The following is a 22,087-nucleotide window of genomic DNA, read 5'->3' as shown; positions in this document are numbered from 1 at the left end:
GGTATACCGAATGCGCCGCCGGTGCGTTACGCCAGAATACGTGTGCCGATGGCGACACCGTTAAAGAGTGCCGGTAATTGTTCGGCGTGACGCCAGCTGGCGATATCCACCGGACGTCCGAGAGAACGCGCAGCGTCCAGCGCGGCGTTAACTTTGACGATCATACCGTCAGTGATGATGCCCTGATCGATAAGCTGTTCAGCTTTCTCTGCACTCATTTCCGGAATGCGCTGGCCTTTGCCATCGAGAATACCGCTGACATCCGACAACAGGATCAGATCTGCGCCCAGTGTAGCCGCCAGCGCCGTCGCTGCCTGATCCGCATTAACATTCATCAGCTCGCCAGCAGCAGTGATGCCGATAGAGCTGACAATCGGCAGATAACCTGCGCCGGTCAGCGTGTTGATCAGCGCCGGATTGCCCGCTTCGGCTTTACCTACGAAGCCCAGTGATTCATCCAGCTGTGTCACGCTGACCGTGCCGCCATCTGCCAGAGACAGGCCAACCGCGTTGATGTGATTTTTAACCGCCCACGCCAGCAGGGTTTTGTTGGCGCTGCCCGCCAGCGCGCCGGTGATGATATCAATCTGATCAGCCGGAGTAACACGCAGACCGGCCTTTTTCACCACAGGCAGATTCAGCTTTTTCATCAGCTCATCAACCAGGCAGCCGCCACCGTGAACAATGACCAGCGGGCGGTGATATTCCTGACGATAAGCCACTACCGCCATGAACAGGCGCTCAAGCGCTTCTTCATTGTCCAGCAACACACCACCTAATTTGATGACTAACGGATTCATAGCTGTTCGCGCCCCGACCGGTTGAGAATGTTAATTAATAACAATAGGTTTCATTTAATCTAGCATCCCTGCGCGTCTGAATAAACGCTCAGGGACGGTTGTTTTTGTCTGCTGAAAATCAGAGAGATTGTTAAAGCAGTGATTGCGTTTCAGGGAAGCCGAAACGGATATTCATGCACTGAACCGCCTGTGCAGACGCGCCTTTCAGCACATTATCTTCCGTCGCTACCACAATCAGATGTTCGCCTTTCACCGCAAAACCAATGTCGCAGAACGGCAGCCCGACCACGTCTTTCAGTGCCGGAACACCTTTGGTGTACAAACGCACCAGCGGTTTATCGTGATAAGCATTATGGAAAGCTTCCGCCACATCCTGCTCCGTCACACCCGCATTCAGACGGCAGGTGATGGTCGCCAGAATACCGCGCGGGAAGTTGCCCAGATGCGGAGTAAAAATCACCGGCACGCCAAGGTGTTCAGCGATTTCCGGCTGATGACGGTGACTGAAAAGTTTGTACGGCTGAAGGCTGACTTCGCAGAAGCTGTTGCCGAGCGTGGCTTTACGCCCTGCACCACTGACACCGCTGGTGGCGTTGATGACCGGCCACTGGCTGTCATTGAGCAGACCATTTTCGATAAGCGGTTTCAGCGCCAGCTGTGAAGCGGTCGGGTAGCAACCCGGCACGGCAATCAGCTGCGCGTCTTTTAATTTGTCAGCCTGCCATTCCGCCAGGCCGTACACGGCTTTGTCGAGCAAATCGAGATGCTGATGCTCGAAGCCGTAGAATTCGGTGTAAAACTCAGGTTTGCTGACGCGGAAGGCACCGGAGAGATCAAACACCACACAGCCCGCCGCCAGAAACTGTGGCGCGAGGTCATGGCTGACTTCGTGCGCGGTCGCCAGAAATACCACATCGACACCTTTCGCTGCTTCCGCCACGTCAGTGAGTGGCAAAACAGGCAAATCGACGATGCCTTTTAATTGAGGATGCAAATCAGAAAGCAATTTTCCTGCATCTGCACTTTGCGCTGAAACCGTTAAACCGGTTATGTTCATATGTGGGTGGCGATTCAGGTAAGCAGCGAGTTCGGCTCCGGCATAACCTGTGGCACCAACAATCAGCGTATTCAACATAGGGCTTATTCACCTTCTCAATTTTTGGGTAGGGGCCGGAAGAATTTTTTTCCGGTTTCCTTACGCGCTGGCTTATTGTATTTTTATTCACAATTATTGCATGAATATGAATACTACCCTAACTAAAGGCTGTCAACAGTGAAGATGAAATTACCTCCTTTTATTGAGCTCTACCGGGCGTTAATCGCAACCCCTTCCATCAGCGCAACCGATGCGGCATTGGACCAGAGCAATGAGACGTTAATCAATTTACTGGCAGGCTGGTTCGGTGATTTAGGCTTCAAAGTCGAAGTGCAACCCGTTCCAGGAACGCGCCATAAATTCAATATGTTAGCCAGTACCGGCGAAGGCGCAGGCGGCTTACTGCTGGCCGGTCACACCGACACCGTTCCGTTTGATGACGGCCGCTGGACACGCGATCCTTTCACCCTCACCGAGCATGAAAATAAGCTCTATGGTTTGGGCACTGCCGACATGAAAGGTTTCTTCGCCTTTATCCTCGATTCCCTGCGTGATGTTGACCTGACCAAACTGACTAAACCGCTGTATATTTTGGCGACCGCCGATGAAGAAACCACCATGGCCGGTGCCAGCTATTTCTCCAAAAACGCCAAAATTCGCCCTGACTGCGCGATCATCGGCGAACCGACGTCCCTGAAGCCTGTTCGTGCGCATAAAGGTCATTTGTCGAATGCTATCCGTATCACCGGCCAGTCCGGTCATTCCAGTGACCCTTCGCGTGGCGTCAACGCCATTGAACTGATGCACGAATCGATTACCCATTTAATGACGCTGCGCAATACGCTGAAAAGCCGTTACAACCACAGTGGTTTCGTCATTCCGTACCCGACCATGAACTTTGGCTACATTAACGGCGGCGACGCGCCGAACCGTATTTGTGCCTGCTGCGAAATGCATATGGATATCCGCCCGCTGCCGGGTCTGACGCTGACCGACATTGATGGTCTGCTGAACGAGGCTCTGGCACCGGTGAGCGAACGCTGGCCGGGACGTATCGTGATTGAAGAACTGCATCCGCCGATCCCGGGCTATGAGTGTCCGCCGGATCATCCGCTGGTGCAGGTGGTCGAGAAACTGCTCGGTGTGGAAACGGAAATCGTTAACTACTGCACCGAAGCGCCGTTTATTCAGGAACTGTGCCCGACGCTGGTTCTCGGACCGGGTTCTATCGATCAGGCACACCAGCCAGATGAATATATTGATACTGCGTTCATTAAACCGACTCGCGAGCTGATTTCTCAGGTTGTTCATCATTTCTGTTGTCACTGATACTGAATGACGGATTGATGAAGAAACAATCAGGGCGCTCACGGGCGCCCTTTGATACTGTACAAAACGTTGATTAGCCAAACTGATATCGTCGCTGTTGTAATTAAATTTCAGCGACATCGCCAAAAAGACCATTTTTCACGTGAGTGATCGGGGGTTTTTGGGTTAAAACAGGGGTGGCTTTTAAAAAGTGTGGCCAGGTTGGCAGGGTGAACGGGGCAAGAATGCCTGACGGGTGAAAGTTATTTACAGAATATAAAAATTAAACGAGAGAACGGGTCAGAGGTAATATGAACGAACAATATTCCGCAATGCGAAGTAATGTCAGTACCTTAGGTAAATTGCTAGGCGACACGATCAAAGATACGTTGGGAGAGCATATCCTGGATCGTGTTGAGAAAATCCGTAAGCTGTCGAAATCCTCCCGTGCCGGAAACGACGCGGATCGACAGGAATTACTGTCAACGCTGCAAAATCTCTCCAATGATGAGTTGCTGCCTGTTGCCCGTGCCTTTAGCCAGTTCCTGAATTTAGCCAACGTGGCGGAACAATATCACAGCATTTCGCCGCACGGCGAAGCGGCCAGCAATCCTGAAGCGCTGGCACAATTGTTCGATCGTCTGAAATCCAAAAATCTCTCTGAACAGCAATTGCGTGATGCCGTTGACCAGCTTTCTATCGAACTGGTACTGACCGCGCACCCGACAGAAATTGCCCGCCGTACGCTGATCCACAAACTGGTGGAAGTGAATAACTGCCTCAAACAACTCGACCACAACGATCTGGCCGATTACGAGCGCAAACAAATCATGCGCCGTCTGCGTCAGCTGATCGCGCAGTCATGGCATACCGATGAAATCCGCAAAAACCGCCCTTCTCCGGTGGATGAAGCCAAATGGGGCTTTGCCGTTGTTGAGAACAGCCTGTGGGAAGGCGTGCCTGCTTTCCTGCGTGAACTGAACGAACAGCTGGAAACCTCACTGGATTATAAAATGCCAGTGGAAGCCGTGCCGGTGCGCTTCACCTCCTGGATGGGTGGCGACCGCGATGGTAACCCGAACGTGACCGCCGATATCACCCGCCACGTACTGTTGCTGAGCCGCTGGAAAGCCACTGACCTGTTCCTGCGCGATATCGCAGTGCTGGTGTCAGAATTGTCGATGACCGAATGTACACCGGAGCTGCGCGAGCTGGCCGGCGGTGCGGACATCCTCGAACCTTACCGCGAAATCATGAAACAGCTGCGTTCGCAGCTGACCAATACCCAGGTGTATCTGGAAGCCCGTCTGAAAGGCGAACGCGTTGCGCGTCCTCACGATTTGCTGGTAAAAAATGACCAGCTGTGGGCACCGCTTTACGCCTGTTACCAGTCGCTGCAAGCCTGCAATATGGGCATTATCGCCAACGGTCAGTTGCTGGATACGCTGCGTCGTGTGCGCTGCTTCGGCGTGCCGCTGGTGCGTATCGATGTCCGTCAGGAAAGCACCCGCCACACCGATGCGATCGCCGAAATCACCCGTTATCTGGGGTTAGGCGATTACGAAAGCTGGTCAGAATCCGACAAACAAGCTTTCCTGATCCGCGAACTGAATTCACAGCGTCCGCTGGTGCCGCGTCACTGGGAACCGAGCGCTGATACCAAAGAAGTGCTCGACACCTGTCAGGTTATCGCCGAAGCGCCGGAAGGCTCAATTGCGGCATACGTGATTTCAATGGCGCGTACGCCGTCTGACGTGCTGGCCGTGCATCTGCTGCTGAAAGAAGCCGGTTGCCCGTTCCCGATGCCTGTCGCGCCGCTGTTCGAAACGCTGGACGACCTGAACAATGCGGACGATGTCATGAAGCAATTGCTGAGCATCGACTGGTATCGCGGTTTTATTCAGGGCAAACAGATGGTGATGATTGGCTATTCCGACTCCGCGAAAGACGCGGGCGTGATGGCGGCATCGTGGGCGCAATATCGCGCGCAGGATGCACTGATCAAAACCTGCGAGAAAGCGGGTATTGCCCTGACACTGTTCCACGGACGCGGCGGTTCTATCGGCCGCGGCGGCGCACCGGCGCAGGCAGCGTTGTTATCTCAGCCTCCGGGCAGCCTGAAAGGTGGCCTGCGCGTTACCGAACAGGGCGAGATGATCCGCTTCAAATTCGGTCTGCCGGAAGTCACCATCAGCAGCCTGGCGCTTTACACTTCTGCGATTCTGGAGGCCAACCTGTTGCCACCGCCTGAGCCGAAACAAGCCTGGGTGGATATCATGGAACAGCTGTCTGATGTGTCCTGCAAGATGTACCGCGGGTACGTGCGTGAGAACAAAGACTTCGTGCCTTACTTCCGCGCCGCGACGCCTGAACAGGAACTGGCGAAACTGCCACTGGGTTCACGCCCGGCGAAACGTAAAGCCAGCGGCGGCGTTGAAAGCCTGCGTGCTATTCCGTGGATTTTCGCCTGGACGCAAAACCGTCTGATGCTGCCAGCCTGGCTGGGCGCAGGTGCCGGTTTGCAGTCTGTGGTGGATGGCGGTAAACGCGACGAGCTGGAAACCATGTGCCGTGACTGGCCATTCTTCTCGACCCGTATCGGTATGCTGGAAATGGTGTTTGCGAAAGCGGACCTGTGGCTGGCGGAATACTACGATCACCGTCTGGTGGATGAAGAGCTGTGGCCGCTCGGCCAGCAGCTGCGCGACCAGCTGGCGAGCGACATCAAAGTGATTCTGGCGATTTCTAACGACGATCACCTGATGGAAGATTTGCCGTGGATTGCAGAATCCATCGCACTGCGTAATGTCTATACCGACCCGCTTAACGTGTTGCAGGCTGAATTGCTGCACCGTTCCCGCGAGCTGGAAAAAGACGGTAAGCAGGATGCCAACGTAGAGCAGGCGCTGATGGTGACGATCGCCGGCGTGGCAGCAGGTATGCGCAATACCGGCTAGTTTCCGCTGAAAAGCAGCCAAAGAAAAACCCGCGAATTCGCGGGTTTTTTGTTTTCAGGATTTAAGCAGGAAAGATTACGCGCGAACCGGCACGGCAATTTCCGGACGCACACCCAGCGTGTGGCAAATCGCGTAACTCATTTCTGCACGGTTCAGGGTGTAGAAGTGGAAGTCCTTCACGCCTTCGCGGCTGAGGATTTTCACCATGTCCATCGCGATATTGGCACCGACCATTTTGCGGGTTTCCGCATCATCATCCAGTCCTTCAAACTGGCTGTTCATCCATTTCGGCACACGCACGTTAGTCATGGTGGCAAAACGCGTCAGCTGTTTGAAGTTGGAGACCGGCAGAATGCCCGGCACGATTTCCACATCAATCCCCTGACCGGCGCAGCGGTCACGAAAACGCAGGTAGCTTTCCACATCGAAGAAGAACTGCGTGATGGCGCGGTTGGCGCCGGCATCAATTTTACGCTTCAGGTTAATCAGGTCAGACTGCGCGCTTTTGGCTTCAGGATGCACTTCCGGATAAGCCGCGACCGAAATATCGAAGTCGCCCACTTCTTTCAGCAACTGCACCAGATCGGTGGCATACATTTCCGGTTTGCCACCGCCTGCCGGTAAATCACCGCGCAGAGCCACGATATGGCGAATGCCGCTGTTCCAGTAATCCTCTGCAATCTGGCGCAACTCATCCCGGCTGGCATCGATACAGGTCAGATGCGGCGCTGCTTCCAGACCGGTACGTTCTTTAATGCCTTTGATGATACTGTGCGTACGGTCGCGCTCGCCTGAGTTCGCACCGTAAGTCACAGAGACAAACTTAGGCTTCAGGCTGCTGAGACGGTCAATAGAGCTCCACAACGTGTCTTCCATTTCGCTGGTACGCGGCGGGAAAAATTCGAAAGAAACGTTAATCTGACCCTGTAACTCGGCCAGATTCTGGTTCAGCGCTTCGCGCTGGTTTGCGTGGAAAAAGCTCATAAACACTACCTCATGGATCACTGCGTTTTATTATGATTCGTTATGATGGACGTTTGGACGTCTAAACGTATAGATAGAAAATGACGGAAAGCGGACAAAGTGTCAATGTTAAAATGAGGGCAAGGGATGATTAATCTTCACGCAATCTGAAAGAATTTCACTTTGGGAAGGTTTTGCTGCGGGGAGGGTGCGGAAAAGTGAAGAACAGCCCTTACGGTAAGTACCGGAAGGGCTGAGATAAATTACAGAAGTTGCGTCAGGCGGTTAAGGTCAGACTGCAATGCACCGGCGGTGACATCACGTCCTGCCCCCGGCCCGCGGATCACCAGCGGGTTATCGCGATACCAGCGACTTTCGATGGCAAACACGTTATCGCATGGCAACAGGGAAGCCAGAGGATGATCCTCACGCACCGCTTCAACCCCAACGCGTGCTTTGCCGTTCGCATCGAAACGCGCCACATAGCGCAGCACCAGGCCCATTTCGCGGGCAGCTTCCAGACGCTGTAGCATTTGCTGGTTCAGCGCCTCGCCGTCTTCAAAGAACTGATCGACAGAACCGTTCGCACAGCTTTCCGGCACCAGTGATTCCACACGAACCTGCGTCGGCTCGATGTCATAACCGGCTTCACGCGCCAGGATCACCAGCTTACGCATCACATCCTGACCGGATAAATCATCACGCGGATCCGGCTCGGTCAGCCCCTGCTGCCACGCCAAATCGACCAGTTCGGTGAAAGGCAGCGTGCCGTCAAATTGCAGGAACAGCCAGGACAATGTGCCGGAGAAAATCCCGCTGATGGCCAGAATACTGTCGCCGCTTTCGCGTAAATCACGCACCGTATGGTTAACCGGTAAACCGGCGCCGACCGTGGCGTTATATAGCCAGTGGCTGTCGGTTTTGGAAAACGCGTCGCGGATCTGACGGTATTTATGGGTATCCGACGCGCCCGCCTGTTTGTTGGCGCTGATCACATGGAAACCGTAGCTGGCGAAATCCAGATACTGATCGGCCAGTTCGGCGCTGGCGGTGACGTCCAGCACCACTAAATCGTCATAAGGATGCGCACGCATCCACAGGAACAGCGATTCTTCGTCGTGCGCCTGCGATTCATCATCAAAGAAGGCCAGAGCACGGCTGGCATCCAGTCCCTCGTAATTGAGCAAACTGCGCTTGCTGTCGACCACACCGGCCAGCACAAACTCAAAACCGCTGCGGGCAGAAATGTTCTTTTGCTCGCGGGCAAACAGTTCCAGCCAGCGTGAACCGATATTGCCTTTACCAAACAGCATCAGACCGATTTGCTTTTCAGCACGGAACAGCGTTTTGTGCAGCCCCTGAATCAGGTGCGCTGTCGGGCCGATACGCAGCACGGCGACCAGACTGATACCGTCTTCCGCCTGCCAGATAAACTCTACCGGCTGATCTTTCATTTCCTGATAGAAACGGTGGCTGTGAAGCGGATTCTTGCACACGCCCGCACCGACCAGCGCTACCAGCGCCAGCCCTTCACGCAGCGTCAGACGCGCCGGAAGTGCCGCTTCTTCAATAACCTGCAAGGCGCTTCCCGCCACTTCGGAGGTGTAGCACAGTTGCAGCAAATTACGGTCCGGGTGAATGCCGGTACACAGCGGTTTGATCTGCGCACGTTTGAGCAGCAGTTCGACATCTTTTTGCGCCAGGCCAAAATCGTGGCCGGACGGAATGACCATTTCGATCAGACAAATATCATCGTGACTGGTAACAATTTTTGCGCCGGTACCGGAAGCCAGTACACGCTCAATACGCGTTGAGCCCTGCTCCGGCTGATAGCTGCAACGCAGTTGTAAATCGATATCGCTGCCGGAAACCGGCTGAAGCGTGCGGGTGTGCAGCACCGGGGCTGCCAGACGCGCCAGTTCGCTGGCTTCATCGAGACGCAGCAACGGCAGCAGGCAGGCATCTTTCACTTTACGCGGGTCAGCGCTGTAAACACCGGCCACATCACTCCAGATGGTCACGCGGCTGGCGTCGGCCAGTGCGCCAATCTGGGTGGCGGAATAGTCACTGCCGTTACGGCCCAACAGTACGGTTTCACCCGCATCGCTGCGGGCGATAAAGCCGGTGACGACCAGATATTGCTGAGGATGTTGCGCCAGCAGTTGTTGCAGCAGCGGATACGAACGGCCTTCATCGACCTGAGGTTGAGCGGCACGTTCGGCACGCAGGAATTCACGGGCATCCAGCCAGGCGGCCGGTAATTCCAGTTTGCACAGCACCGCAGACATCAGGCGCGCAGACCAGACTTCGCCATGCCCGACGACTTCGGCGTAAATCGCATCAGTCATTTTGCCATCGAGCAAAACCGCCAGACGTTCGAGATCATGAATAAACGAAGCAATAAGCGGTTCGGCCATTTCCAGCGGCAACAGACCGGTTATCAAATCACTCTGATAACGGCGCAAAGCCTGCTGAACCTGATGCGCGGCAATTCTGTCTGTCTGGCTGAGCTTCAGCCAGCTGATCAGCTGGTTGGTTGTGCTGCCCGCTGCCGACACCACCATCATGTCACCCGGCTTGGCATACTCGGCCATAATTCCGGCGACGCGCAGATAACATTTCACGTCAGCCAGACTGCTACCACCAAATTTGTGCAACTGACGGCTTCCCGCCGGCGCTGCAACCGCTATTGCATTCATACTTACCTCGTTGCCACTGACTGGAATGCATGTTCCAGATCAGCAATCAAATCTTCGCTGTCTTCAAGACCTACAGAAATACGGAGCAAGCTGTCAGAAATCCCCGCGGCTTTACGCGCTTCCGGCGCCATGCCAGCGTGCGTCATGGTCGCGGTATGAGAAATCAGGCTTTCGACGCCCCCCAGTGATTCTGCGAGGGTAAATAACTTCAATTCTTTCAGGAAATGACGCAGCTGCGCTTCATCTCCGTTAAATTCAAAACTGATCATGGCACCGAAGCCACGTTGCTGACGGCGGGCAATGTCGTGCCCCTGGTTTTCCGGCAGCGACGGATGATACAGCTTTTTGACCTGCGATTGTTTCTGTAAATAAGCAACAATTGCCAGGGCATTTTCCTGCTGCTGTTTCACGCGAACCGTCAGCGTGCGCAGACCACGCAATAACAGATAGCTGTCAAAAGCTGCAGCGGTCACACCAATGTTGTTCGCCCACCACGCCAGTTCTGTCGCGTGTTCTGCGGTCTTAGATATTACCGTACCGGCGACCACATCAGAATGCCCGTTAAGATATTTCGTACACGAATGAACGACTAAATCCGCGCCAAGTTGTAGCGGATTTTGCAACGCCGGGCTGAGGAAGGTGTTATCCACCACGGTCAGCGCACCGGCGGCGCGGGATGCGTCACAAATCGCCTGAATATCCACCACGCGCAGCAACGGGTTGCTCGGGGTTTCAATCAGCACCAGCTTCGGTTGTTCTTTCAGTGCTTCGGCCAGCGCCTGCGGGTCGCCCTGATCGACAAACAGCACGCGATACGCGCCGCGTTTGCTCAGGCTGTCGAACAGACGATAGCTGCCGCCGTAACAATCGTGCGGCGCCAGCAGTAAATCGCCAGGTTTCAGAAAGACCGTACACACCAGATGAATAGCAGACATACCGCTGCTGGTCAGTACCGCGCCAGCACCGCCTTCCAGATCAGCCAGCGCACGCTGGACAACATCACGTGACGGATTACCGCGACGCGAATAGTCATGGGCTCTTGGCTGATTGAAATCTTCAAAGTTGTAGGTACTGGAAAGGTAGATTGGCGGAACTACACAACCATATTGCTGATCATTGTTCAGGCCACTGCCTACGGCAATGGTGGCTTGCTTGTGCGTCATAATCATTTCTTCCTGACGAAATGCGGAGGATGAGGGTGTCAAGAGTAACGCCCGGAGTTATAGACGTCAATACATCTGGACATCTAAACTTCTTTGCGTATAGATTGAGCAACAGAGCAATACCCGCTAAAATTATGGCGTTAATGAAGATGTCAGGCAGATCTGTCGCGCTGAGGTTATTGAGCGCAAGGTGACAAAACGAATAATGCCGCGGGAGAAATCGTGAGATATCCCTGTCAAATTCCGACATTTATTTAGTGAGAACAGTGAAAATCGGGCATAATCACGCGGTTTTCAGAATTTTATTTTTTGATAAATTTAAGGTGTCCCATGGCTGAGTGGAACGGCGAATATGTCAGCCCTTACGCTGAACACGGTAAGAAAAGCGAACAAGTTAAGAAAATTACGGTATCCATTCCGCTGAAAGTCCTCAAAATTCTGACTGATGAGCGCACCCGTCGCCAGGTGAACAACCTGCGTCATGCGACCAACAGTGAATTATTGTGCGAAGCTTTCCTTCATGCCTTCACCGGTCAGCCTTTGCCGAATGACGAAGACCTGCGTAAAGAACGCAGTGACGAAATCCCGGAAGCGGCGAAGATCCTGATGCGTGAACTGGGTGTGGATCCTGATACCTGGGAATACTGATCGCAGCTACACAGAGATGTGCTGAAAGACCGTGCGACCCGTCGCGCGTTTTTTCAGTGTCTTTGTGAGAAAAGAAGGTTTGTCTGGCGGGAAGTGAAACGACAGGCAACAAAAAAGGCGCCTAAGGCGCCTTTTTTTGCTCTCAAGCGTAGCTTATTTGCTGCTTGGAACGCTGAAACGCTTGTTGAAGCGGTCAACGCGGCCACCGGTAGCCACTTCACGTTGCTTACCAGTGTAGAACGGGTGACATTCGCCACAAACGTCCAGGTTCAGATCGTGACCCACAGTTGAGTGAGTTTTGATAACGTTACCGCATGAGCAGTTTGCAGTAACTTCTACGTATTTAGGGTGAATACCTTTTTTCATGGAAAACCTCTTCTTAAGGCCGCGTCGCTATCCAACCCTGTTCTGTCAGACACCACGCGTAGTGGATGATAGGCTTTGAGTACGAAATGCACCAAAGGCGGCGAATCATACAGAATCTCTGAGAACCGCGCAATGATGTTCATGCATTTCGAAGGACACAGTGTACACTATCTCGTCATTTTTTTATAGTCTGGATCCACAATGCCTGTTGCCCACGTTGCTTTACCTGTCCCGCTTGCCCGTACTTTCGACTATCTGTTACCACCTGACATGGCGGTTTCAAAGGGTTGCCGGGTCAGTGTGCCTTTCGGTAAACGCGACGCTATCGGCATTGTCGTCAACGTCAGTGAATCCAGTGATTTTGGCCTGGATAAGCTGAAACCGGTACGCGAAGTGCTCGACAGTTCCAGTCTGTTTACCCCTGATTTGTGGCGCATTCTGTTCTGGGCGGCCGACTATTATCATTATCCGATTGGTGAAGTGCTGTTTCATGCGCTGCCGGTATTACTGCGCCAGGGGAAACCCGCCGAACTGACGCCGCTATGGCAATGGTTCGCCACTGAACAGGGGCGCGCTACGCCGCTCGACAGCCTCAAACGTGCGCCAAAACAGCAGCAGGCCATGGCTGCGCTGATGCAAAAGCCACTGTATCGCCATCAGGTCGCCGATCTTGATCTCACGGATACGGCGTTGCAGGCGTTACGCGCCAAAGGTCTGACGGATTTACGCAGCATCGCGCCCGCCACGCTCGACTGGCGCAAAGATTTCTCGGTGGTCGGCGAGCGTTTACGGCTCAATACTGAACAGGCCACCGCCGTTGGCGCGATCCGCAGTGAAGATCAGCAGTTTTCCGCCTGGCTGCTGGCCGGTGTGACCGGTTCAGGTAAAACCGAAGTGTATCTGAGCGTACTGGAAAACATTCTGGCGCAGGGTCGTCAGGCGCTGGTGATGGTACCGGAAATCGGCCTGACGCCGCAAACCATCGCGCGTTTTCGCGAACGTTTCAGCGCGCCTGTGGATGTGCTGCATTCCGGCCTGAACGACAGTGAGCGTCTCGCCGTCTGGCTGCGGGCGCGTAATGGCGAAGCAGGCATTGTGATCGGTACGCGCTCTTCGCTCTTTACGCCATTCGCGCGTCTGGGCGTCATTATTATCGATGAAGAACACGACAGTTCTTACAAGCAGCAGGAAGGCTGGCGTTATCACGCGCGTGACCTGGCGGTATACCGCGCTCATGCGGAAAATATCCCGATTATTATGGGCTCTGCGACCCCGGCGCTGGAAACCTTGCACAACGTGGAACTGGGGAAATATCGCCAGCTCAAACTGACCAAGCGCGCCGGGAATGCCAAACTTGCCCGGCAGAATTTGCTGGATTTAAAAGGGTTGCAGCTGAAAGTCGGGCTGTCTCAGCCGCTGATCCAAAAAATGCAGGAACATCTGAAAGCCGATAATCAGGTGATGTTGTTCCTGAATCGCCGGGGTTATGCACCTGCCCTGCTTTGCCACGAATGCGGCTGGATTGCCGAATGTCAGCGCTGTGACCACTATTACACCCTGCATCAGAATCAGCGCCAGCTGCGCTGCCACCATTGCGACAGCCAGCGCGCTGTGCCGCATCAGTGTCCGCATTGCGGATCGACACAACTGGTTTCCGTCGGTGTTGGTACCGAACAGCTGGAAAATGAACTCGCGCCGTTGTTCCCGGATACGCCCATCACGCGTATTGACCGCGATACCACCAGCCGTAAAGGCTCGCTGGAACAACATCTGAATGAAGTCCATCGCGGCGGCGCACGCATTCTTATCGGCACGCAGATGCTGGCGAAAGGGCATCACTTCCCGGACGTCACACTGGTGTCATTATTAGACGTCGACGGCGCGCTGTTCTCGGCGGACTTCCGTTCTGCCGAGCGCTTTGCCCAGCTTTATACTCAGGTTTCCGGTCGTGCCGGACGCGCAGGGAAACAGGGTGAAGTCGTGTTGCAGACGCACCATCCGGAACATCCGTTATTGCAGGTTCTGTTACAGCAAGGCTATGACGAGTTCGCCAGACAAACGCTGGCGGAGCGCAAAAGCGTGTTTCTTCCTCCTTTTACCAGCCATATTCTGATCCGCTCTGAAGATCACGATAATCAGCAGTCCGCGCTGTTTCTCCAGCAGTTACGGAATTTGCTCGAATCCAGCCCGCTGAAAGATGATTCGCTGTGGATTTTAGGGCCGGTTCCCGCCTTGCAGCCCAAACGCAGTGGTCGCTTCCGCTGGCAGTTGCTATTACAGCATCCTTCACGGCGCGTTTTACAGCATCTGATCAAAAGTTCTCAGCCATTGATTGCGAGCCTGCCGCAGGCTAAAAAAGTGAAATGGACGCTGGATGTGGACCCGATTGACAGCTGATCCGTGGAGGAAATCCGCATAATTAGTCATGATTTCTGCGTGATGGATCGAAAAAAGCATCTGCATCACACTTTTAATGCAAATTAGGTAACAAATCCTACTCACATTCTGTTTAGAATGTGATGTGCTACACATCATCGGTAGCCAGGTGAGGAATGTTGATGTTGTTGTCTCAGTTTGATGCTGTTGCAAGGAGAGAGACGTTGGAGCACAAGAAAGAATTACCCGCCGCGACAATGAAAGATGTGGCTGAACAGGCAGGCGTTTCAACAGCAACGGTATCCCGCGCGTTAATGAATCCGGAGAAAGTCTCCGCCTCTACCCGTCAGAAGGTTGATCAGGCCGTCATGGCGGTGGGTTATTCTCCTCACGCCCTGTCCCGCAACCTGAAACGTAACGAATCGCGTACGATTTTGGTGATCGTCCCGGACATCTGCGATCCGTTTTTTTCCGACCTGATCCAGGGGATCGAACGCACGGCGGCTGAAAGCGGTTATCTGGTGCTCATCGGCGATTGCGCCCAACAGAATCAGCAAGAAAAAACCTTTATCAATCTGATCATTACCAAGCAAATTGACGGCATGTTGCTGCTCGGCTCCGATTTACCCTTCGACGCCAGCAAGGAAGAACAGCGCAATTTGCCACCTATGGTGATGGCTAACGAATTTGCGCCGGAACTGGAACTGCCAACGGTACACATCGACAACCTGACCGCCGCGTTTGAAGCCGTACATTATCTTCTCAAACTGGGACATCAGCGCATTGCCTGCATCGCCGGGCCGAAACATATGCCGCTGTGCCAGTACCGTTCACAAGGCTATGTGCAGGCACTGCGCCGTAACGGGCTAAGCGTCGAAAAGCAGCTGACGGTAGACGGTGATTTTAGTTATGAATCCGGCGCACAGGCCGTTACCGAACTGATGTCGCTGCCGGAGCCGCCAACGGCGATTTTCTGTCATAACGATATTATGGCGATTGGCGCGATGTTTCAGGCGAAAAAAATGGGTCTGCGCGTCCCGGAGGATCTCTCGGTTGTCGGCTTCGATGACATCAAGGCCAGCCAGTATACCGATCCTCCGCTGACCACCGTCGCGCAGCCAAGATTCCAGCTTGGTCGTCAGGCCATGTTATTATTACTTGAGCAGTTACAGGGAAATCAGGTACAAAGCGGTTCATTGCTGCTCGACAGCGAACTGGTTGTGCGTGAAAGCACCGCCGCTCCCAAAGCGTGAGTCAGTTTTGATGGCTGTTCAGTGATTTTAATTTCAGTAAATGTTCAGGGTTGAGTAACATGACGCACTTCTTCATTCATCACGACACAGCGAAACGATAGTGGCACAAAGAGACTATGTAAGCCGTGGGCGCTCAGGAGCGCGGCGGAAAAGTACCAGCCGGAGTAAAAAACGCAGTTCCCCAACGATCTCCAAAACCATGGTGGTGTTAGCCGTTGCGGTGCTGGTGGTGTTTGTCGGTGGCCTCTATTTTATTGCGCACAATAAACATGAAGAAGCGGTGGTATTGCCGACGCATCCTGTCCGTCCGGGTAATGGATTGCCACCTAAGCCAGAAGAACGCTGGCGCTACATCAAAGAGCTGGAAAACCGCCAGATGGGCGTGACCACGCCAACCGAGCCGACGGCTGGTGGCCAGGTAGAATCCAAGACGCAGCTGACACCGGAACAACGTCAGTTGCTCGAGCAGATGCAGGCCGATATGCGCCAGACGCCGACACAATTGTCGGAAGTGCCGTATAACGACCCGAATCAGGCGACACAGGCACCCGCACGTACGCAGCGTCAGGTTCAGCAACAACAGCCGACGTACGCGCAACAGCAACCGGTACAGACTCAGCCGCGTCAGGTGCAGCCAACGTATACGCCGCAAACGCAGCCGGTGCGTGCGCCGCAGGCTCAGGTGCAAACACAGGCCGTTCAGCCAAAACCGAAACCACAGGTTAAAGAACCGGTGAAAGAGGTGCCGAAAGAAGTGGCGAAACCGCAACAACCGGCGGCAATCACGCAGGTCGCGCCAGAAAAACCGAAAGCGCAGGAAAAAACCCAGCACTTTGTGGTTCAGTGCGGTTCGTTCAAAGGGTCTGAGCAGGCGGAATCCCAGCGCGCCAAGCTGGCATTCGAAGGTTTTGAAGGCCGGATCACCACCGGCGGTGGCTGGAGTCGCGTCGTCATCGGCCCGTACAACAGCCGTTCTGGTGCTGACAGCACACTATCGCGCCTCAAAGGCGCTGGCATCTCCGGTTGCATTCCCGTCGCAACCGGGGGTTGAAAACCCGTAATCCTTCCCCAATCTATACTTTCAATATGCCCCGTAAGTTTGTGAGACACGCTCAGTGTCCCGCAAACCTGCGGGGATCTTTTCCGTCTGCAACGAGGAACCGCTCGTGACAACAATTGTAAGTGTACGCCGCAACGGCAAGGTCGTTATTGGTGGTGATGGCCAGGCCACATTGGGAAATACCGTCATGAAGGGCAACGTCAAAAAAGTACGTCGCCTGTATAACGACAAAGTGATCGCCGGTTTTGCTGGCGGTACTGCTGATGCCTTCACGCTGTTTGAGCTGTTCGAACGCAAACTGGAAATGCACCAGGGTCATCTGGTGAAAGCCGCCGTTGAACTGGCAAAAGACTGGCGTACTGACCGCATGTTACGTCGTCTGGAAGCCCTTCTGGCCGTGGCCGATGAAAACGCATCCCTTATCATCAGCGGTAACGGTGACGTTATCCAGCCTGAAAACGATCTGATCGCGATTGGTTCCGGTGGCCCGTACGCGCAAGCGGCAGCCCGTGCATTGCTGGAAAATTCAGAGCTTGAAGCGCGCGACATCGTCGAAAAATCGCTGAGCATCGCCGGTGACATCTGCATCTACACCAACCAATTCCACACTATCGAAGAATTGTCTTCTAAAGCGTAAGGATCGAAAATTATGTCTGAGATGACCCCGCGCGAGATTGTCAGCGAGTTAGACAGCTACATCATTGGCCAGGATAAAGCGAAACGCGCCGTGGCCATTGCTTTGCGTAACCGCTGGCGCCGTATGCAGCTTGATGAAGCGCTGCGCCACGAAGTCACCCCGAAAAATATTCTGATGATCGGACCGACCGGTGTCGGTAAAACCGAAATCGCGCGTCGCCTGGCCAAACTGGCTAATGCGCCGTTCATCAAAGTTGAAGCAACCAAATTCACCGAAGTGGGTTATGTCGGTAAAGAAGTAGACTCTATTATCCGCGATCTGACCGATTCCGCCGTGAAAATGGTGCGCCTGCAATCGATCGAGAAAAACCGTTACCGTGCCGAAGAAATGGCTGAAGAGCGCATTCTCGACGTGCTGATCCCGCCAGCGAAAAACAACTGGGGACAGGCTGACGAAGCGCAGGAACCTTCTGCCGCACGCCAGAACTTCCGCAAGAAACTGCGTGAAGGCCAGCTCGACGATAAAGAAATCGAAATCAGTCTGGCATCTGGTCCGATGGGCGTTGAAATCATGTCCCCTCCGGGCATGGAAGAAATGACCAATCAGCTCCAGTCGATGTTCCAGAGCATGGGGGCTCAGAAACAGAAACCGCGCAAACTGAAAATCAAAGAAGCGTATAAGCTGCTGATTGAGGAAGAAGCGGCAAAACTGGTGAACCCGGAAGAGCTGAAAGAACAGGCGATTGAAGCCGTTGAACAGCACGGTATCGTGTTTATTGATGAGATCGATAAAATCTGTAAACGCGGCGGCCAAAGCTCCGGTCCTGACGTTTCCCGTGAAGGTGTTCAGCGCGACCTGCTGCCACTGGTGGAAGGTTGTACGGTTTCGACCAAGCACGGCATGGTGAAAACGGATCACATCCTGTTTATCGCCTCCGGTGCTTTCCAGACTGCCAGCCCGTCAGACCTGATCCCTGAATTGCAGGGCCGTCTGCCAATCCGTGTGGAACTGCAGGCGCTGTCGACTGAAGACTTCGAGCGCATCCTGACCGAGCCGAGTGCTTCGCTGACTCATCAGTACAAAGCATTGATGGCGACCGAAGGCGTGACCATTGATTTCACGGCTGACGGTATCCGTCGTATTGCCGAAGCAGCATGGCAGGTGAACGAAACCACCGAGAACATTGGTGCACGTCGTCTGCATACCGTTCTGGAGCGTTTGATGGAGGATATCTCCTATGACGCGAGTGAAAGTAACGGAATCTCTATAAACATTGATGCAGATTATGTTAGAAGCCACCTTGACCAGCTGGTAGCTGATGAAGATCTGAGCCGTTTTATCTTATAATTTGCTCATACGTTCCGAAAGTGATCTTCAGGGAGGCGTTTGCCTCCCTGATTTTTTTTTAGATTTCGGACTGATTCTTCACCTGAGCGAAATCACCTATGAGCACAATGACTCCCTGCACCCCGACAACGCCTGCCCGCGCGTGGCTGGAAAGCCTGCGTCCAAAAACGTTGCCCCTGGCTTTTGCCTCTATCGTCATGGGGTCTGCCATTGCCAGCCTGCAAGGCGTTTTCCATCCGCTTATCGCGCTTCTGGCACTTCTGACTGCCGGATGTCTGCAAATTCTGTCGAATCTGGCAAATGACTATGGCGACGCCGAAAAAGGCAGCGATACACCCGATCGCGTCGGGCCATTGCGCGGGATGCAAAAAGGCCTGATTACGGCCGCGCAAATGAAGCGCGCCATCATGCTGACTATTGCGCTGACCATCGTTTGCGGGATTGCACTGATTGCCGTTGCCTGCCACAAACCGAGCGACGTGGTAGGTTTTCTGATCCTCGGTCTGCTCTCGATTGGCGCCGCCATCACCTATACCGTCGGCACGCGCCCTTACGGCTACATGGGACTGGGTGATATTTCCGTGCTGATTTTCTTCGGCTGGATAAGCGTCGCGGGCACATTCTATTTGCAGGCGGGTTATTTCGACTGGATCGTGATGTTACCGGCGACGGCGACCGGTTTGCTCTCGACCGCGGTGCTCAATATCAATAATTTGCGCGATATCGAAACCGACAGTGCGAATGGCAAGAACACGCTGGCTGTACGTCTCGGCCCGGTCAACGCCCGCCGCTATCATGCAACCATCCTGACGGCCGCTGTCGTGTGTCTGGCGATATTCTCCGCCGTGCATCTGCATCACTGGACTGGCTGGTTGTTTATTCTGGCGATTCCGGTGCTGGCAAAACACGTCATGCGTGTGATGCGCGCTAAAACATCCACCGAAGTACGTCCCCTTCTGGAACATATGGTAAAAGCGGCGTTACTGACTAACGTCTTGTTTGCAATAGGTCTGTTGCTGAACTGAGTAAAGTTGGCCTGATGTGCGTTTATCGGGCTGCTTTTCACATTTAACAATTGATGATTTTGCCAACATCTGCCGGAAAGGGATATACTGAACACTCATGCAGCAACCAGATGAAATCCTATGAAATACGATACTTCCGAACTTTGCGACATCTACCATGAAGAAGTGAATGTCGTCGAACCCCTGTTCTCCAACTTTGGCGGCCGTACTTCATTTGGCGGGCAAATCACGACAGTGAAATGCTTTGAAGATAATGGCTTGCTTTATGACCTGCTGGAAGAAAACGGCCGTGGCCGCGTGTTAGTGGTCGATGGCGGCGGCTCTGTTCGTCGCGCATTGCTGGATGCCGGACTGGCACGCCAGGCATTGCAAAACGAATGGGAAGGCATTGTGATTTACGGTGCTGTCCGTCAGGTAGACGATCTGGAAGAGCTCGACATCGGCATTCAGGCGATGGCAGCCATTCCTGCGGGCGCAGGCAGTGAAGGGATCGGCGAAAGCGACATTCGTGTCAATTTTGGCGGCGTCACCTTCTTCTCCGGCGATCATCTGTATGCCGACAATACCGGCATCGTGTTGTCAGAAGATCCGCTCGATATCGAGTAAACCGCTGTTTTCAGCCACAAAAAAGGACGCCAAGGCGTCCTTTTTCATTGAATGGCGGAAGTACTCAGACTTCTTCCATTTTTCCCAACAGTGCACGCAGACGATCCTGCCAGACGTGTTGTTCTTCTTTCAGCTGCGCGTTTTCACGCACCAGAGACTCGTGGTTGCCGCTGGCCTGCTGAACTTCCTGAGACAAGGTGTTGTTCTGTTCTTTCAGTTCTTCGATTTCCATCTGCAACAGAGTGATGGTATCAATCGCTTGCTGAACTTTAGCTTCTAATTTCTCAAATACTTCAAATGACATTTTTCGGTCCCCTTATGTTCGCAAGGCGCACATCTTATGTTCTGCCGCATCGTCCGGACACGGCTCAAAAATTCCTGCACTCCGTCGATTTTCATAACGAATTCAATTTAAAATTTCGTATAAACGTCGGGTGTCTTAACGGGTGATTGTATGTAGCCAGCTTTGCCCTGTCTACCCAGAACCCCTTTATCCACGCAGTCTGTTGCAATTTAACAGTGCGGGGTATCAGGAAATGCTTAAAAAGCGGTGCCTCTTACCGGAAATCGTCCTTAATACCGAATAACCTTAGCCGCCGTAGTGCCATGCAGCGGGGTGTTCGTTTGGCTCAAACGCCCGTATAAAATGTTAAACCCTGTGCTTTTTGCTCTACATCAAGTTAAGCCAATACGCGAAATCGCTCATTTTTATGACACGACACACAAAATTTGATTTCGCTATTTCTCGTTTATGCTCGTTAACGATAAATTCACATTACGTTCTCATTTAATGATGAACGTCAAAATCCGATTACGTTCACGTACGCACGACAGAAAAACTATAACTAACCATTAACATCATCCTTAGCAGGATCAAACTATGAGCCAAACCATGAGTTCCACATTAAAAGGTCAGTGCATCGCTGAGTTTCTGGGTACCGGGCTTATCATTTTCTTCGGTGCGGGCTGTGTTGCTGCGCTGAAACTTGCCGGAGCATCCTTTGGCCAGTGGGAAATCAGTATCGTCTGGGGATTTGGTGTGGCAATGGCCATCTACCTGACTGCCGCGATTTCAGGCGCACACCTGAACCCGGCTGTAACCGTCGCCTTATGTTTGTTCGCGAACTTTGAAGGACGCAAAGTTCTGCCTTACATCATCGCACAGGTTGCAGGCGCCTTCTGTGCCGCCGCACTGGTCTACGGCCTTTATTACAATCTGTTCTTCGATTTCGAGCAAAGCCACAACATGGTGCGCGGCAGTGTCGAAAGTCTGGATCTGGCCGGTATCTTCTCGACCTATCCAAACCCGCACATCAGCGTATTACAGGCATTCTTCGTTGAAACCGTGATTACTGCAGTTCTGATGGCGCTGATCCTCGGCCTGACTGACGACGGTAACGGCCTGCCGCGTGGCCCGCTGGCACCGCTGCTGATCGGTATTCTGATTGCAGTTATCGGCGCATCAATGGGGCCACTGACCGGATTCGCCCTGAACCCTGCGCGTGACTTCGGTCCTAAGCTTTTCGCCTACTTCGCTGGCTGGGGCAAAGTCGCCTTCACCGGTGCACGCGATATCCCTTATTTCCTGGTGCCTATTTTCGGTCCGCTGGTGGGTGCTGCCCTGGGTGCCGCAGGTTATAAAGCGTTGATTAGTCGTCATTTGCCACATCAGATTAATGTGCCGGTTGAAGATAAAGCACCGCAGCCAACCAAACAGCGTAAGGCCTGATCGGCTAAACTGTTCCACAGCTTACTTATTCGCAGGATGAACATTATGTCAGCA

18 protein-coding genes are annotated in these 22,087 nt (G+C 53.5%); 11 read left to right on the top strand and 7 right to left on the bottom strand.

Annotation, left to right across the window (positions count from 1 at the left end; all coding sequences use genetic code 11):
• Positions 1 to 26 precede the first annotated feature (26 nt).
• Both argB and argC read right to left on the bottom strand, forming a co-directional pair.
• Positions 27 to 800: an acetylglutamate kinase gene (gene argB, locus ACM615_RS23295; protein WP_112289356.1), complete on the bottom strand. Its 774-nt coding sequence runs from the start codon at positions 798 to 800 to the stop codon at positions 27 to 29.
• 130 nt (positions 801 to 930) lie between these two features.
• Positions 931 to 1,935 (bottom strand): N-acetyl-gamma-glutamyl-phosphate reductase, encoded by a 1,005-nt coding sequence (gene argC / locus ACM615_RS23290; RefSeq protein ID WP_047608610.1) that lies wholly within the window; start codon positions 1,933 to 1,935, stop codon positions 931 to 933.
• Between the two features lie 138 nt (positions 1,936 to 2,073).
• Here argC and argE point away from each other — a divergent pair, with 138 nt between their 5' ends.
• Positions 2,074 to 3,225, top strand: a complete 1,152-nt coding sequence (gene argE / locus ACM615_RS23285) for an acetylornithine deacetylase (protein WP_431012597.1) — start codon at positions 2,074 to 2,076, stop codon at positions 3,223 to 3,225.
• Positions 3,226 to 3,515: 290 nt separating this feature from the next.
• Positions 3,516 to 6,161 carry a phosphoenolpyruvate carboxylase gene (gene ppc, locus ACM615_RS23280; RefSeq protein ID WP_112289354.1) on the top strand — a complete coding sequence of 882 codons (2,646 nt, stop codon included), beginning with the start codon at positions 3,516 to 3,518 and terminating at the stop codon, positions 6,159 to 6,161.
• A 75-nt stretch (positions 6,162 to 6,236) separates the two neighbouring features.
• On the opposite strand, the gene metF is transcribed toward ppc, so the two are convergent.
• The 3 genes from metF to metB all read right to left on the bottom strand — a co-directional run bounded on the left by metF (position 6,237) and on the right by metB (position 10,986).
• Entirely contained in the window at positions 6,237 to 7,145 is a 909-nt protein-coding gene (gene metF / locus ACM615_RS23275) for a methylenetetrahydrofolate reductase (RefSeq protein WP_113877611.1), read from the bottom strand.
• A gap of 242 nt (positions 7,146 to 7,387) precedes the next feature.
• Positions 7,388 to 9,823, bottom strand: a complete 2,436-nt coding sequence (locus ACM615_RS23270) for a bifunctional aspartate kinase/homoserine dehydrogenase II (RefSeq protein WP_431012596.1) — start codon at positions 9,821 to 9,823, stop codon at positions 7,388 to 7,390.
• A gap of 2 nt (positions 9,824 to 9,825) precedes the next feature.
• A complete protein-coding gene (gene metB, locus ACM615_RS23265) occupies positions 9,826 to 10,986 on the bottom strand; it encodes a cystathionine gamma-synthase (protein ID WP_112289351.1) in 1,161 nt (386 codons plus the stop codon).
• 330 nt (positions 10,987 to 11,316) lie between these two features.
• On the opposite strand from metB, the gene metJ reads away from it, so the two are divergent.
• Positions 11,317 to 11,634, top strand: a complete 318-nt coding sequence (gene metJ / locus ACM615_RS23260) for a met regulon transcriptional regulator MetJ (protein ID WP_004392248.1) — start codon at positions 11,317 to 11,319, stop codon at positions 11,632 to 11,634.
• A gap of 153 nt (positions 11,635 to 11,787) precedes the next feature.
• Here the strand turns inward: metJ and rpmE are convergent, their stop codons facing one another.
• On the bottom strand, positions 11,788 to 12,000 hold the full coding sequence (rpmE, locus tag ACM615_RS23255; protein WP_112289349.1) for a 50S ribosomal protein L31: 213 nt from the start codon (positions 11,998 to 12,000) through the stop codon (positions 11,788 to 11,790).
• Positions 12,001 to 12,201: 201 nt separating this feature from the next.
• Here rpmE and priA point away from each other — a divergent pair, with 201 nt between their 5' ends.
• The 7 genes from priA to rraA all read left to right on the top strand — a co-directional run bounded on the left by priA (position 12,202) and on the right by rraA (position 20,304).
• The gene (priA, locus tag ACM615_RS23250) at positions 12,202 to 14,397 is read left to right on the top strand and encodes a primosomal protein N' (RefSeq protein ID WP_120163789.1); all 2,196 of its coding nucleotides are present in this window, start codon (positions 12,202 to 12,204) and stop codon (positions 14,395 to 14,397) included.
• Positions 14,398 to 14,600: 203 nt separating this feature from the next.
• Positions 14,601 to 15,629 (top strand): DNA-binding transcriptional regulator CytR, encoded by a 1,029-nt coding sequence (cytR, locus tag ACM615_RS23245; protein WP_112289347.1) that lies wholly within the window; start codon positions 14,601 to 14,603, stop codon positions 15,627 to 15,629.
• 100 nt (positions 15,630 to 15,729) lie between these two features.
• Positions 15,730 to 16,680 (top strand): cell division protein FtsN, encoded by a 951-nt coding sequence (gene ftsN / locus ACM615_RS23240; protein ID WP_159282529.1) that lies wholly within the window; start codon positions 15,730 to 15,732, stop codon positions 16,678 to 16,680.
• Between the two features lie 115 nt (positions 16,681 to 16,795).
• Positions 16,796 to 17,326, top strand: coding sequence for an ATP-dependent protease subunit HslV (gene hslV / locus ACM615_RS23235; RefSeq protein ID WP_015690599.1), 531 nt, complete (start codon positions 16,796 to 16,798; stop codon positions 17,324 to 17,326).
• A gap of 12 nt (positions 17,327 to 17,338) precedes the next feature.
• A complete protein-coding gene (gene hslU, locus ACM615_RS23230; RefSeq protein WP_112289345.1) occupies positions 17,339 to 18,673 on the top strand; it encodes an HslU--HslV peptidase ATPase subunit in 1,335 nt (444 codons plus the stop codon).
• Positions 18,674 to 18,771: 98 nt separating this feature from the next.
• Positions 18,772 to 19,698, top strand: a complete 927-nt coding sequence (locus ACM615_RS23225; protein ID WP_431012595.1) for a 1,4-dihydroxy-2-naphthoate polyprenyltransferase — start codon at positions 18,772 to 18,774, stop codon at positions 19,696 to 19,698.
• Positions 19,699 to 19,818: 120 nt separating this feature from the next.
• Positions 19,819 to 20,304 (top strand): ribonuclease E activity regulator RraA, encoded by a 486-nt coding sequence (rraA, locus tag ACM615_RS23220; RefSeq protein WP_104923992.1) that lies wholly within the window; start codon positions 19,819 to 19,821, stop codon positions 20,302 to 20,304.
• A gap of 64 nt (positions 20,305 to 20,368) precedes the next feature.
• Here the strand turns inward: rraA and zapB are convergent, their stop codons facing one another.
• Complete coding sequence (gene zapB, locus ACM615_RS23215) at positions 20,369 to 20,608, bottom strand: septal ring assembly protein ZapB (RefSeq protein ID WP_013577585.1); 240 nt, start codon at positions 20,606 to 20,608, stop codon at positions 20,369 to 20,371.
• 576 nt (positions 20,609 to 21,184) lie between these two features.
• Here zapB and ACM615_RS23210 point away from each other — a divergent pair.
• The gene (locus ACM615_RS23210) at positions 21,185 to 22,033 is read left to right on the top strand and encodes an MIP/aquaporin family protein (RefSeq protein WP_112289343.1); all 849 of its coding nucleotides are present in this window, start codon (positions 21,185 to 21,187) and stop codon (positions 22,031 to 22,033) included.
• Positions 22,034 to 22,087 lie beyond the last annotated feature (54 nt).

Origin of the sequence: Rahnella sp. PAMC25617, assembly GCF_050606005.1 — a bacterium.
Lineage (GTDB): Bacteria > Pseudomonadota > Gammaproteobacteria > Enterobacterales > Enterobacteriaceae > Rahnella > Rahnella variigena.
The sequence above is the reverse complement of the archived record's forward strand: the minus strand, read 5'-3'. Positions and strand labels throughout refer to the sequence as shown.